This window comes from Streptomyces sp. NPDC003327, assembly GCF_053589515.1.
The window spans coordinates 1-13,106 of sequence record NZ_JBSFSA010000023.1 but is presented as its reverse complement, the minus strand read 5'-3'; the positions used below and the strand labels follow the sequence as shown (position 1 = coordinate 13,106).

Below are 13,106 nucleotides of genomic sequence, written 5' to 3'. Positions count from 1 at the left end.
AAGCCTCCGTCCGTACCGAGCGGTCGGCTGCATACTAAGCGGTCGCTTGCCCCTGGGGGAACCGGCTCAGACGGAGTTCTTGGGGCGCGCCCGCACGTGCATGCGCTCCCCCTGGGGGCCGAAGAGGCTCAGGAACTCCACCGGCCCGTCGTCCGCCGGTCCGAACCAGTGCGGCACGCGGGTGTCGAACTCGGCCGCCTCCCCCGCCGCGAGCACCACGTCGTGCTCGCCGAGGACGAGCCGCAGCCGCCCCGAGAGGACGTACAGCCACTCGTACCCCTCGTGGACGCGCGGGTCGGGTGCCCCGGACGACTTCTCCTGGATCACCTTGTACGCCTGAAGGCCGCCGGGCTGCCGGGTCAGCGGGAACATCGTCCGGCCGTGGCGGACGATCGGCTTGGCCCGGACCCGGGGGTCGCCCACGGGCGGCGCCCCGACCAGCTCGTCCAGCGGGACCTGGTGGGCGCGGGCGAGCGGCAGGAGCAGCTCCAGGCTGGGCTTGCGCTGCCCGGACTCCAGGCGGGAGAGGGTGCTCACGGAGATGCCGGTGGCCTCGGAGAGCTCGGCGAGCGTCACGCCGCGGTCGCGGCGGACCCGGCGCAGGCGGGGGCCGACCTCGTTGAGGACGGTGTCGATGCGGTCGTCTTCGGTCATACGTCCAGTGTTGCAGAATCGGCAAGCTTGCTTGCCGTTGTCGGGCAGCTGGAGTGAGGCTCTCCCCCAGGAACGAAGCGACGGGCGACGCGAGGAGCGCCCGCCCGGACGCGCTCCCGGACACACGGAAGGACGGGCACGACATGAAGGCACGCACGGACGCGCCGGCCGACGACAGGTACGAGGCCGTGGTGATCGGCGGCGGGGCGGCGGGGCTCAGCGCCGCGCTGGTCCTCGGCCGCTCCCGCCGCCGGACCCTGGTGATCGACGCGGGCGAACCCCGCAACCCCCCCTCCTCCCACATGCAGGGGTATCTGTCGCGGGACGGCATGACCCCGGCCGAGTTCCTGGCCGCCGGGCGGCGGGAGGTCGAGGCGTACGGGGTGGGCCTGCGCTCCGGCGAGGTGACGGGCGCGGCGCGCGAGGGCGACGGCTTCGTCCTCACCCTCGCCGACGGCGGCACCGTCGCCGCGCGGCGGCTCGTCGTCACCACCGGTCTCGTCGACGAGCTCCCGGCGGTCGACGGGCTCGCCGAGCGCTGGGGCCGGGACGTGCTCCACTGCCCGTACTGCCACGGCTGGGAGGTCCGCGACCGGGCCTTCGGCGTGCTCGCCCACCCCCGGATGCCCGCGCACCAGGCGCTGACGGTCTCCCACTGGTCCGACGACGTGGTCCTCTTCCTGCACACCGTCGACGCGCTGTCGGACCGGGACGCGGCGCTGCTCGACGCCGCCGGGGTACGGGTCGTGCCGGGCGAGGTGGCGGGGCTCGTCGTCGAGGACGACGCGCTGACCGGCGTCCGGCTCGCCGACGGGCGGGTGGTCGGGCGGTCCGTGGTCTTCGCCGGGGCGACGCGCCTCGCGGCCCGGGACGGGGTGCTGCGGCAGCTGGGGGCGGAGCTGCGCGAGACGCCGTTCGGGGCGTTCGTCGCGGTCGACGAGACGGGCCGCACGAGCGTCCCCGGTGTCTGGGCGGCCGGCAACGTCACGGGCCCGCAGGAGCAGGTCGTGAACGCCGCGAGCCTCGGCTACCGCGCGGCCACCGCCCTCAACGGGGACCTCCTCATGACGGACCTGGAGACCCGGGCGGGGGTCTGAGGGCCCGGGGTCCGGGGGCCTGAGGGTCCGGGGTCCGCCGGTCGGATGAACCCGTGCGGGTGCGGCTGCGCCGCGTCCTTCGAGGGGCGAGGATCGGCCATGGCGGCCGTCTTTCGGCCAGTGCCCATGCGACGGAAGGACGGGACAGCGCTCATGCTCGGTACGGAGTACACCACGGGGTCGCCCTGCTGGATCGACCTCGGCAGCCCCGACACGGACGCGGCGGCCGCGTTCTACGGCGCCGTCTTCGGCTGGGAGTTCCGCTCGGCCGGTCCCGAGGCCGGCGGCTACGGCTTCTTCCAGCAGGACGGCAGGACGGTGGCCGCGCTCGGGCCGCTCACCGAGGAGGGCGCCTCCAGCGCCTGGACGATCTACTTCCGTACGCCGGACGTGGACGCCACCCAGAAGGCCGCCGAGTCCGCCGGCGGCGCCGTCCGCGTCCCCGCGATGGACGTCATGGACGCCGGCCGGATGGCGTGCCTCACGGACCCGGCCGGCGCCGAGTTCGCCGTCTGGCAGCCCGGCACGGTCCAGGGCCTGGAGCGGACCTCGGACACGAACACGCTCGTCTGGGCCGAGCTGCACGTGCCCGACCCCGAGACCGACCTGGCGTTCTACCGGTCCCTGTTCGGCTGGCGCTGGGCGGAGATGGAGGCCCCCGGCATGACGTACCGGGTGATCTCCACCGCCGACGGCGACCAGGAGGACACCTCCTGGGGCGGCGCCGCGCAGCTCCAGGAGGGCGACCACCGGGCCCGCTGGGTGCCGTACTTCGCCGTGGAGGACGCCGACGCCACCGCCCGTACGGTCGAGGGGGCGCGCGGCAGCGTCCTCCTTCCGCCGGCCGACATCCCGGACGTCGGCCGGCTCGCCTGGTTCGCCGACCCCGCCGGCGCCCCGTTCGCGATCCTGAAGCCCGCCCCGATGGGCTGAGCCCCGGCTCCGGCTCCGGCCCCGGCCCCGGACCCGGCTCCGGCTCCGGTGAACGGCGGTGTCAGCGCGGGAACAACTCGAACGTCACCGCGGGGCGGCCGCCGAAGCGGTCCGCGGCGCGGGCGGCCGTCGCGCCGAGGAAGCCGCGGACGTACTCCTCGGGGTTCTCGTCGGTCAGGCCCTCGATGTAGGCGCGGTGGCAGAGCAGCGAGGCGATCGCGCGGTCCATGCCGGGGGTCGCGTCGATCGCGTGGGTCGGGGTGCTGGAGCCGGAGACGGCGACCCAGCGGACCCCGTCCCACGGGGCGAGGCCCTGCTCGATGAGTTCGGGGAAGATCCAGCGGTTGCCCGCGTCCCCGGCCGCGTCGAGGGCGGCACGGCCGACCGCCCGGTGGTCGGGCGTGTTCCAGGGCGCGCCCGGCGTTCCGCCCCAGGTGTCCCGGTGGTTGAGGGTGACGACGAGTTCCGGGCGGTGGCGGCGTATCGCGGCGGCGATGTCACGGCGCAGGCCGAGCCCGTACTCGATCACGCCGTCCCGGTGGTCGAGGAACTCGACGGTCTCCACGCCGACGACGGCGGCGCTGTCGCGCTGCTCCCGCTCCCGCAGCGGGGCGCAGGTCGCGGGGTCGATGCCGTCGATGCCGGCTTCACCGCGGGTCGCGAGGACGTAGACGACCTCCTTCCCCGCGTCGGTCCAGGCGGCGACGGCCGCCGCGCAGCCGTACTCCAGGTCGTCGGGGTGGGCGACGACGGCGAGGGCGCGCTGCCAGTCGTCGGGCATCTCGGTCAGGTCCGTGGCGTCCGTGTCGATCATGACCGCAGGATACGGGCGGCCGCCGCGGCCGGCGGGGTAACGCCCGCCCGGGATCCGTCGGAGTTCGCCGCGGGAGGGGGGCGAGGAGCCGGTCGAGGACCCGGGGCCGGCCGGTTCAGGTGCGGCCGATGAGTCCCTTGGCCACGAGGTAGTCGCGGGCCACGTCCTCCGGCAGCCGTCGCCAGGAATCCACCCGCTCGTTGAGGCCGGCGAGGTCGGCCGTGGTCAGGACGGTGTTCAGCCGGTCGAGGGCGCCGGTGACGCGCGGACCGCCGGCGCGGGCGCGGTTGACGACGGGGACGATGTGGTCGGCGTTCTGGAGCTGTCGGTCGTCGGCGAGGAGGACCAGGCCGAAGTCGTCGAGGGTGGCGTCGGTGGTCGTGGTCAGCACCAGCTGGTCCTCTCCGCTCTGGACGGCCTGCTTGGCCTGCGTCGTGCCGACGCCCTTGGGGTCGACCGCCGTCACGTCGATGCCGTAGACCTCCTTGAGGCCGGGGGCGCAGTAGGGCCGCTTCACGCACTCGTCCCCCGCCGCGAGCCGCACGGGGAGGCGGGCGGCGCCGAGGTCGCTGAGGGTGCGCAGGCGGTGCTCGGCGGCGTACGCGGCGGTGACCGCGAAGGCGTTCTGGTCGGCGGCGCGGCCGGGGTCGAGCACGGCGAGCCCGCGCGGACCGGCGAGCGCGCGGAGCGCCGTCATGGTGGCGGTGAGGTCGGGCGAGCCGACGGTGGGCGCGTCGGGACCGTTGGTCCTGGCGTTCAGCCAGTCGGCGAAGGTGGCGGCGTACTCCGGTACGACGTCGATCCGGCCGCTCTCCAGGGCCGGTTCGTACAGTTCGCGGTTGGTGACGGAGAGGACGGTGATGCGGTACCCGGCGTCTTCGAGGAGGAGGGCGTACATCCGGGCGAGGAGGTCGCTCTCGGTGAACCCGGCCGAGCCGACGGTCAGTCGGCGCCGGTCCCCGGGCGGGGCGGTGACGTCCTCCCGGTCCTCCAGGGCGGGCCCGGCGGCGCACCCGGAGAGCAGCGCGAGCAGCCCGAGCACGGCGAGCACCGTGGACAGCGCGAGCACGGGGGACGACGCGAGCACCGAGCCCGGCCCGAGCGGTAGCCCGGTCCGCGCGGCCCGCGGCGGCGTCCTCGCCGTCACGCTCCGCCCCTCTCCCGCGCACGCCGGGCCGGGGCGAGCCGTTCGGCGGCCTCGAAGACGCCCTCCACCAGGAGCGCCAGGACGGCGACGAGGAAGGCGCCCGCCACGACCTGCGGGGTGGAGGCGAGGTTGAAGCCCGCGGTGATGATCCGCCCGAGTCCGCCGCCGCCCGCGAGGGCCGCCACGGTGGCGGTGGCCACGAGCTGCACGGCGGCGACACGGACGCCGGTGAGGATCAGCGGCAGCGCGAGCGGCACTTCCACCCGGGCGAGCGTCTGGCGGCCCGTCATGCCCATGCCGCGGGCAGCGCGTACGACGTCGGCGTCGACGCCCCGCATCCCCACGTACGCGTTGGTCAGCAGCGGCGGAACGGCGAAGAGGACGAGGGCGATGATCGTGGGCCACGGGCCGTACGTGCCGAGGGGGCTGAGGATCAGGAGGACGAGCACCGCGAAGGTCGGGACCGCACGGCCGGCGTTGGCGAGGTTGACGGCGAGCGCGCCGCCCTTGCCGAGGTGGCCGAGGACGAGGGCGACGGGCAGCGCGAGCAGGCAGCCGAGGGCGAGGCTGACACCGGTGAGGAGGAGGTGCTCGGCGAGCCGGTGCCCGACACCGCCCTCACCCGACCAGTGGGACGCGGTGGTGAGCCACGACCAGGCGGCGGAGAGCGTGTTCACCGCGGCTGCGCCCGGGTCCAGGGGGTCAGCAGCCGCTGCGCGCCGAGCAGGAGCAGGTCGGCGGCGACGGCGATCAGGACGCAGAGCGCGGAGGCGGTGAGCACCTGTGCCTTGAAGTAGGTGTTCATTCCGGCGTAGATGAGGTTCCCGAGGCCGCCGTGGCCGACGATCGCGCCGATGGTGACGAGGGAGACGGCGGAGACGGTCGCGATCCGCAGCCCGGCCATCGCGGCGGGCAGGGCGAGCGGCAGTTCGACGGTGAGCAGCAGGCGGACCGGGCCGTATCCGAGGCCGCGGGCGGCTTGCCGGGTCTCCTCGGGAACGGCGCGGAGCCCGGCGAGCAGGTTCCGTACGAGGAGGGTGAGCGAGTAGAGGACGAGCCCGGCGACGACGAGCGAGGCGGAGAGGCCGTACAGCGGCAGCAGCAGCGAGAACATAGCGAGCGCGGGGATCGTGTAGAGGACGGTGGTGACGCCGAGGACGGGGCCCGCCGCCCAGCGCCAGCGGCGGGCCGCGAGCGCCAGGGGCAGCGCGAGGAGCACGGCGAGGGCGACGGAGACGGCCGTGAGCCGGAGGTGCTGGGCGGCCGCGTCGGCGAGGATCTCGCTGCGCGTCGACAGGTAGGCGCCGCAGATCCACTCGTTGCGGGCGAGGCAGTCGTCGGGCGGCGCGGTCACCCTCTCATTGCAGGGGCGGCGGGGGCGGCCCGCACCCCGGCCGGGCCGTTCGGGGCAGGGCCGTCGGCCGCGCGCGGGAGTCGGCTCGCCCGGGGTCAGCCCGTCCGGAGTCAGCCCGTCCGGAGTCGGCTCGTCCGGGGTCAGCCAGTCCGGAGTCAGCTCGTCTGCAGGACGGAGAGGACGTTCCCCGCCGGGTCGGTGAACCAGGCGATGGAGGGACGGCCCTCGCCGTCACCGCGCATGATCCCCTTCTCGTCCGCGTCGAACCCGGGGTAGCGCTCGAAGGTCACCCCGCGTCCCGTCAGGCCGTCGACGGCCGCATCGATGTCGTCGACGAGGAAGTTGAGGATCGTGTACGTGGCGGGGGCGTGGTCGTCCTTGGCGTAGACGAAGACGCGGGTCCCGCCCGCCAGGGTGAGGTGCAGCGCGCCCATCTCCGGCGGGCCCTCGTCGGTCACCTCGAGACCGAGGGTGTCGCCGTAGAAACGCCGGGCGGCGTCGAGGTCGTCGACCGAGAAGCCGCTGAACGCCGAGGTCTGGCCGAACATGGTGTTCTCCCTTCAGGGGACCCGACCGTTCCGGGGTCCCCTTCCAGGATCCGCCGCCCACGCCGGGCCCGCTCAGGGAACGGGCCCTCACCGCGTCGGGCGGCTCAGGGCTTCGGGCTCAGGGCATCGGGCTCCGGGCTCAGGGCGTGATCGGCAGCTGTCGCTTGTGCTCGGTGAGCTCGTAGCGGCGGACGATCGCGGTGTGGGCGGCCTCCGAGACGGGCTTGCCCTCCAGGAAGTCGTCGATGTCGTCGTACGTGACGCCGAGCGCGTCCTCGTCGGGCTTGCCCGGGTCCAGGGTCTCCAGGTCCGCCGTCGGGGTCTTCCAGACCAGCTCGGCAGGGGCGCCCAGCTCGGCGGCGACGGCGCGGACGCGCCGCTTGGTCAGGCCGGTGAGCGGGACGACGTCGGCGGCGCCGTCGCCGAACTTGGTGAAGAACCCGGAGACGGCCTCGGCTGCGTGGTCGGTGCCGACGACGAGCCCGTCGTGCGCGCCCGCGACGGCGTACTGCGCGATCATCCGCTGGCGGGCCTTGATGTTGCCCTGCACGAAGTCCTGGTGGTGGGCGTCGCGGAAGGTCACGCCGCCCGCGAGGCAGGCGTCGAGGGCCGCGTCGCTGGCCGGCTTGACTTCCACGGTGAGGACGCGGTCGGCCCGGATGAAGCCCAGGGCGGTCTGCGCGTCCTGCTCGTCGGCCTGCACGCCGTACGGCAGGCGCATGGCGTAGAAGGTGGCGTCGTGCCCGGCGGCGCGCACGCGCTCGACGGCGAGCTGGCAGAGTCGGCCGGCGGTGGTGGAGTCGACGCCACCGCTGATCCCGAGGACGAGGGAGCGCAGACCGGTGGAGGTGAGCCGCTCGGCGAGGAACGCCACCCGTCGCTCGATCTCCGCCTTCGGGTCGAAGGTCTCGGCGACCTCCAGCTCCCGGGCGATCTGCTGCTGGCGGTCGATGGGCGCCGGGTCGGTCACGGGGTTCTCCTCGTCGGGCTGGTACGTGCGACGCAACCGACTTTACGGGGTGGGGGCGGCGCGACGGCGCGGGGCTCCGCGCCTCGGGTGTCGGCCCGGGCCGCGGCCACGGGAGCGGGAAGGGTGCCGGGTGGACGGCGTACAGGAGCGGAGGGTGGTCAGGAGCGGAGGGTGCCGCGCAGGGCGCGGTCGAGGCCGTCCTGCGGGAGGCCGGTGAGGGCGCGGAGGAAGATCTCCTCGTAGGCGGGCTCGCCGATCGTTGCGCGGGCGGTGTCCGTGTACTTCTCGCGCAGCGCCCGCAGGCCGGGCAGGCCGCGCCGCGGCTGCCCCGTGGAGCGCCAGTAGGCCTCTCCGGTGCCGGAGACGTCCGCAGCGCGCTCGCCGTCCCCCGCGGCGGCGAGCGCGGTGGCGAGGACGTCGAGGCCGAGGGCGACGCCGAGGCTGGCGCCGAGGCGGCGGGTGCCTTCCAGCATGGCGCGCGCGTGGTCGGCGGCCGTGGCCGGGTCGCCCTCCAGGAGGCCGGTGAGGGCGAGGTGGTACTCCAGGGCCGTGCGGGTCCCGAGCTCGTTCAGCTCCTCGCACACGGTACGGAGCGCGAGGGCCCGGGCGCGGGCCTCGGCGAGGTGGCCGAGGCCGGTGAGGGCGAAGATCCGTACGAGCTGGCAGCGGAGGCGCGCGGCGGACGCGCCGCGCGGGTCGGGCCCGGGTGCCCCCGCGGCCGCACCGCGTCGACCGGGCGCGCCGGATTCTTCGCGCTCTCCAAGTTCTTGGGGCATTCCGGGTGCTTGGGGTTCTCCCGTTTCCTCGTGTTCCTCGGGAGCGGCGTCGAGGACGTGTCCGACGACGACGGCGGCGGCCAGGGCCCGGCCGGTGGTGAGGGCGAGGAGGCCGGCGAGGGCGGCGGCGTCCAGCGTGAGCTCGCCCGGCCGGTCGCGGTCGGCGCGACCCGCGTCCCTGGCCTCCTGGTACTCCGTGTAGCGGGCCTCGCGCGCGCACCGCTCGCTGATCTCCTGGGCGGGGCCGAGGTCGCCCTGGAGGATGAGGGTCACGCCGAGGGCCCAGAGCGCGCGGGTCCGTGTCCTGCCCCGGGCGCCGCTGAGCAGGAGGGCCTGTTCGAGACCGTCGCGCGCCTCACGGAGGCGGCCGCGGCAGGACCAGGCGAAGGCGACGGAGCCGATGAGGTCGAGGGCGGCGTCGGGGTCGGTGCGCAGGAGCCGGTCGAGGGCGGTGCGCAGGTCGGTGTGGTGGGCGTCGATCCCCGGCTGGCCGCAGTGGGGCGGACGCGCGCCCGCCGGAGCACCGGCGGGCGCGGCGGCGCGGGCGAGCCCGGAGGCGCCGACGGCACCTGGGATACCGGCGGGCCCGGCAGCACCTGGGGTACCGGCGGTCCCGGAGGCACGGGAGGCCCCCGGGGTACCGGCGGGCCCGGCAGCACCTGGGATACCGGCGGTCCCGGACGCGCGGGCAGGCCCCGAGGCGCCGTGAGCCTCCGGCGTACGGGAATCTCCCACCGCGCCCCGGATGCGTGAGACGCCCGGCGGCGCATCGGGTGCGCTCTGCCAGGCGGCGCCCGCGCGGCGGGCCACCTGTCGGAAGTGGTGGGCGTGCCGGTCGGCGACGGCCGCGGTCTCGCCGAGCCGGTCGAGCCAGAGGGCGCCGTACTCGCGGAGGGTGTCGAGCATGCGGTGGCGCCCCGCGCCGTCCGGATGCCGGACGACGGAGGCGCGGACGAGGCCGTCGAGCGCGCCGGGCAGGAGCGCGGGGGTGAGGGGCCCGCCGGCACACACGGCGGTCGCCGACGCGAGGTCGAAGGGGCCGCGGAAGACGGAGAGGCGGGCCCAGAGGAGCCGTTCGAGGGGCTCGGACAGCTCGTGGCTCCAGCCGATGGCGGCGCGCAGGGTCTGGTGGCGACTGGGCCACACCCGCTCCGGGTGCGCGAGGACGTCGAAGCGGGCTCCGGGCGGGGCCTCGCCGGGGCGGCCGTCGAAGCGGGTGCCGAGCTGGTCGCGGACGGCCTCGGCGCCTTGGAGCCGTATCTGGGCCGCGGCCAGTTCGAGGGCCAGGGGGATGCCTTCGAGGCGTACGCAGATCTCGCCGCCCACTCCGGCGGCCGGCAGGTGTTCCCCGGCCGCGCGGCGCAGGAGGTCCAGGGCGTCGCGGCCGGACGGCGGCAACGGGTCGAGGGCGAGGACGTGTTCGCCGGGGACGCCGAGCGCGCCGCGGGCGGTGGCGAGGACGGTGAGGCCGGGTGCCGCGTCGAGGAGGTCGGCGACGAGCCGGGCACAGGGTGCGGCGAGGTGGTCGCAGGAGTCGAGGACGAGGAGGAGGCGGCTGTCGGCGAGGTGACGGTGGAGCGCGGCGGCGCCCATGCCGGGCGTGTGGTCGGAGAGGTCCACCGAGTCGGCGACGAGGGAGAGGAGCAGCCGGTCGCCATCGAGCGGGGTGAGGTCGGTCCACCAGGCGCCGTCCGGGAACAGCGGGGCGGCGCGGTGCGCGGCGCGCAGGGCGAGCCGGGTCTTGCCCACTCCCCCGACGCCGGTCACGGTCACGAGGCGGTGCTCCGCCAACGCCTCGGAAACCCGGGCCAGTTCCGTCCGGCGCCCCACGAAACCGGGGCTGTCGTCAGGGAGATGTCCGCGCACGGAAGCAGTGTCCCTCATGAACGCGCCGAACGGACCCCCGGGAACCGGTTCGTTACCCGGCACGGCGCGGCCTGTGCCGTCCTTCCCGCTCCCTCTCGGCGGGGTCCCCCTCATCCGCGGGGCGTGGGGCCGGGGCCGCCCCCCTCGGGTCCGGTGGGGGTGGCGAGGTCTTCGACGGCGTCGGCGCCGACCACCGCTCCGCTCGACTTCCTCGCACGGCGCAGACGGGCCTCCAGCCACGAGGCGAAGGTGGTGAGGGCGAAGTTGAGCACGACGAACAGCACGGCCACGACCGTGAAGCAGGCGATGGTGTTGGCGCCGTAGTTGGCGCTCATGGGCCGGACGGAGGCCAGCAGTTCGGAGAATCCGAGCATGGCGCCGCCGAGTGCGGTGTCCTTGACGATGACGACGAGCTGGCTGACCAGGGCGGGCAGCATGGCGGTGACCGACTGCGGCAGCAGCACGTACGCCATGGTCTGGCCCTTGCGCATGCCGATGGCCTTGGCCGCGTCCGTCTGCCCGGAGGGCAGGGCGAGGATCCCGGCACGGACGACCTCCGCGAGGACGGACGCGTTGTAGAGGACGAGCCCGGTGACGACCGCGTACAGGGGGCGGGTGTCGGGGCTGATGTCGGTGAACTCCGAGTAGGCGGCGTTCGCGAAGAGCATGAGGATCAGGACGGGGATCGCCCGGAAGAACTCGACGACCGTCCCGGCGACAAGGCGCAGGGAGCGGTGGTCGGAGAGCCGGAGGATGCCGAGGAGGGCGCCGAGGGGCAGGGCGATCACCATGGCGAGCGCCGCGGCGATCACCGTGTTCTTGAGGGCGGGCAGGAGGTACGTCTCCCAGACGCGGGCGTCGGTGAAGAACGGCTCCCACTTGGCCCATGCGAGCTGGTTCTTCTCGGCGAGGCTCACCACGACCCACCAGACGACGGCGGCGAGCGCGAGCAGGAACAGGACGGTCCACAGGAGGTTGCGCCGGCGGGCGCGCGGGCCTGGCACGTCGTAGAGGACGGTGGGCCTCACCTTCGCCGTCTTCTCCCGCATCCCCCTCCCTCGCTCCCCCCTCCCCCTCGCTCCCCTCACCCGCCCCTCCCGCCCCCTCGCTCCCTTCGTTCCACTCATCGCTTCACCGCCACCTTCTTGGCGACCCGGCCGAGCAGCAGCCCCGTGGGCAGGGTCAGGCAGAGGAAGCCGACGGCGAAGACGGCGGAGACGAGGATGAGCTGGGCCTCGTTCTCGATCATCTCCCGCATCAGCAGCGCGGCTTCGGCCACGCCGATCGCCGCCGCCACGGTGGTGTTCTTGGTGAGCGCGATGAGGACGTTGGCGAGTGGGGCGACCACGGACCGGAAGGCCTGCGGGAGCACGATGATCCGCAGGACCTGGGGGAAGCTGAGCCCGATGGCGCGGGCCGCCTCGACCTGTCCGAGGGGGACGGTGTTGATGCCGGAGCGGAGGGCCTCGCAGACGAAGGCGCTGGTGTAGGCGGTGAGCCCGAGGACGGCGAGCCGGAAGTTGATCGTGGTGAACCGTTCGGCGCCGAGTCCGACCCCGAGCGTCTGGAAGAGGCCGAGCGAGGTGAAGACGATGATGACGGTGAGCGGGATGTTGCGGACGACGTTGACGTAGACGGTGCCGAAGCCCCGCATGAGGGGAACGGGGCTGACGCGCATGGCGGCCAGGAGCGTCCCCCAGACGAGGGAGCCGATCGCCGAGTAGACGGTGAGCTGCACCGTCACCCAGAAGGCTCCGAGGAGGTCGTAGCCCTCGAGGAAGTCGAACACGACGGCCCGCTCACTGGACGACGGTGCCGATCTTCGGGGCGGGTTCGTTCTGGTACCCGGCGGGTCCGAAGTTCTTCTTCACCGCGGCCTCCCAGGAGCCGTCCTCGACCATCTTCTCCAGGGCGGTGTTGATCTTGTCCTTCAGGTCGCTGCCCTTCTGGACGCCGATGCCGTAGTTCTCGTTGCTCATCTTGAAGCCGCCGAGCTTGAACTTGTCCTTGAACTGGCTCTGGGAGGCGTACCCCGCGAGGATCGAGTCGTCGGTGGTGACGGCGTCGATGACCCCGTTCTCCAGACCGGTCAGGCACTCCGAGTAGCCGCCGTACTCCTGGAGTTGGGCGTCGGGGGCGAGCTTCTCCTTGACGTTCTGGGCGGAGGTGGAGCCGGTGACCGAGCAGAGCTTCTTGTCGTTCAGGTCGGACGGCTGCTTGATGGAGTCGTCGTCGGCCCGCATCAGGACGTCCTGGTGGGCGAGGAGGTACGGTCCGGCGAAGTCCACCTTCTCCGCCCGCTCGTCGTTGATCGAGTACGAGGCGGCGATGAAGTCGACGTCGCCGCGCTGGAGCAGCGTCTCGCGGTCGGCGCTCTTCGCCTCCTTCCACACGATCTTGGACGGGTCGTGGCCGAGTTCCTTGGCGATGTACGTGGCGACGTCGACGTCGAAGCCGGTGTAGGTGCCGTCCGGGGTCTTCAGGCCGACGCCGGGCTGGTCGTACTTGATGCCGATGGTGATGGTGTCGTCCTCGTCGTGGCCGGCCGGCAGGCCCGTGGCGAGCCCTGCGGAGGTGAAGGAGAGGACGAGGGCGGCGGCCACCGCGACGCCGCCCCGCAAGCCCCGGCCGGTCCGGCGTGCCGAGCGGCTCCCGTCCGCCGTGCGGCTCCGGTCCGCCGTGCGGCTCCGGTCCGCCGTGCGGTTCCCGGTGTTCCTGAGCGGGTTCATCATGATCACCCCTGGGGGCTGTGGGTCGGCCGCGGCCGAGGCTCAGTGCTTGAGGATCTTGGAGAGGAAGTCCTTCGCGCGGTCGCTGCGCGGGTTGCCGAAGAACTCGTCCGGGGTCGTCTCCTCGACGATCCTTCCGTCGGCCATGAAGACGACCCGGTTGGCGGCCGAGCGGGCGAAGCCCATCTCGTGCGTGACGACCACCATCGTCATGCCCT

Annotated in this window: 13 protein-coding genes and 1 pseudogene; 2 read left to right on the top strand and 12 right to left on the bottom strand. The window is 74.1% G+C overall.

Annotation, left to right across the window (positions count from 1 at the left end; all coding sequences use genetic code 11):
- Positions 1-66: 66 nt before the first annotated feature.
- Positions 67-654 carry a helix-turn-helix domain-containing protein gene (locus tag ACWDVG_RS18895; protein WP_451700384.1) on the bottom strand — a complete coding sequence of 196 codons (588 nt, stop codon included), beginning with the start codon at positions 652-654 and terminating at the stop codon, positions 67-69.
- A 143-nt stretch (positions 655-797) separates the two neighbouring features.
- Here ACWDVG_RS18895 and ACWDVG_RS18890 point away from each other — a divergent pair, with 143 nt between their 5' ends.
- Together ACWDVG_RS18890 and ACWDVG_RS18885 are read left to right on the top strand one after the other, a co-directional pair.
- On the top strand, positions 798-1,751 hold the full coding sequence (locus tag ACWDVG_RS18890; RefSeq protein WP_451700383.1) for an NAD(P)/FAD-dependent oxidoreductase: 954 nt from the start codon (positions 798-800) through the stop codon (positions 1,749-1,751).
- A gap of 153 nt (positions 1,752-1,904) precedes the next feature.
- Positions 1,905-2,684 (top strand): VOC family protein, encoded by a 780-nt coding sequence (locus ACWDVG_RS18885; protein ID WP_451700382.1) that lies wholly within the window; start codon positions 1,905-1,907, stop codon positions 2,682-2,684.
- 61 nt (positions 2,685-2,745) lie between these two features.
- Here ACWDVG_RS18885 and ACWDVG_RS18880 read toward each other — a convergent pair whose 3' ends face one another.
- From ACWDVG_RS18880 to ACWDVG_RS18830, 11 genes and pseudogenes are all read right to left on the bottom strand, one after another.
- Positions 2,746-3,498 (bottom strand): PIG-L deacetylase family protein, encoded by a 753-nt coding sequence (locus tag ACWDVG_RS18880; RefSeq protein ID WP_451700381.1) that lies wholly within the window; start codon positions 3,496-3,498, stop codon positions 2,746-2,748.
- 115 nt (positions 3,499-3,613) lie between these two features.
- Complete coding sequence (locus ACWDVG_RS18875) at positions 3,614-4,567, bottom strand: ABC transporter substrate-binding protein (protein ID WP_451700444.1); 954 nt, start codon at positions 4,565-4,567, stop codon at positions 3,614-3,616.
- A 74-nt stretch (positions 4,568-4,641) separates the two neighbouring features.
- On the bottom strand, positions 4,642-5,322 hold the full coding sequence (locus ACWDVG_RS18870) for an ABC transporter permease (protein ID WP_451700380.1): 681 nt from the start codon (positions 5,320-5,322) through the stop codon (positions 4,642-4,644).
- Positions 5,319-5,999, bottom strand: a complete 681-nt coding sequence (locus ACWDVG_RS18865; RefSeq protein ID WP_451700378.1) for an ABC transporter permease — start codon at positions 5,997-5,999, stop codon at positions 5,319-5,321. The genes ACWDVG_RS18870 and ACWDVG_RS18865 overlap by 4 nt, the downstream gene beginning before the upstream one ends.
- 155 nt (positions 6,000-6,154) lie before the next feature.
- Positions 6,155-6,547, bottom strand: coding sequence for a VOC family protein (locus tag ACWDVG_RS18860; RefSeq protein WP_451700377.1), 393 nt, complete (start codon positions 6,545-6,547; stop codon positions 6,155-6,157).
- A 139-nt stretch (positions 6,548-6,686) separates the two neighbouring features.
- A complete protein-coding gene (gene nadE, locus ACWDVG_RS18855; RefSeq protein ID WP_451700376.1) occupies positions 6,687-7,517 on the bottom strand; it encodes an ammonia-dependent NAD(+) synthetase in 831 nt (276 codons plus the stop codon).
- A gap of 158 nt (positions 7,518-7,675) precedes the next feature.
- Positions 7,676-10,159 carry an ATP-binding protein gene (locus ACWDVG_RS18850; protein ID WP_451700375.1) on the bottom strand — a complete coding sequence of 828 codons (2,484 nt, stop codon included), beginning with the start codon at positions 10,157-10,159 and terminating at the stop codon, positions 7,676-7,678.
- Between the two features lie 110 nt (positions 10,160-10,269).
- Positions 10,270-11,208: an amino acid ABC transporter permease gene (locus ACWDVG_RS18845; RefSeq protein ID WP_451700374.1), complete on the bottom strand. Its 939-nt coding sequence runs from the start codon at positions 11,206-11,208 to the stop codon at positions 10,270-10,272.
- 74 nt (positions 11,209-11,282) lie between these two features.
- Positions 11,283-11,948, bottom strand: a complete 666-nt coding sequence (locus ACWDVG_RS18840) for an amino acid ABC transporter permease (protein WP_451700373.1) — start codon at positions 11,946-11,948, stop codon at positions 11,283-11,285.
- 10 nt (positions 11,949-11,958) lie between these two features.
- Positions 11,959-12,891 carry a glutamate ABC transporter substrate-binding protein gene (locus ACWDVG_RS18835; RefSeq protein WP_451700372.1) on the bottom strand — a complete coding sequence of 311 codons (933 nt, stop codon included), beginning with the start codon at positions 12,889-12,891 and terminating at the stop codon, positions 11,959-11,961.
- A gap of 39 nt (positions 12,892-12,930) precedes the next feature.
- Positions 12,931-13,106: pseudogene (locus ACWDVG_RS18830) on the bottom strand (amino acid ABC transporter ATP-binding protein); the annotation flags it as partial.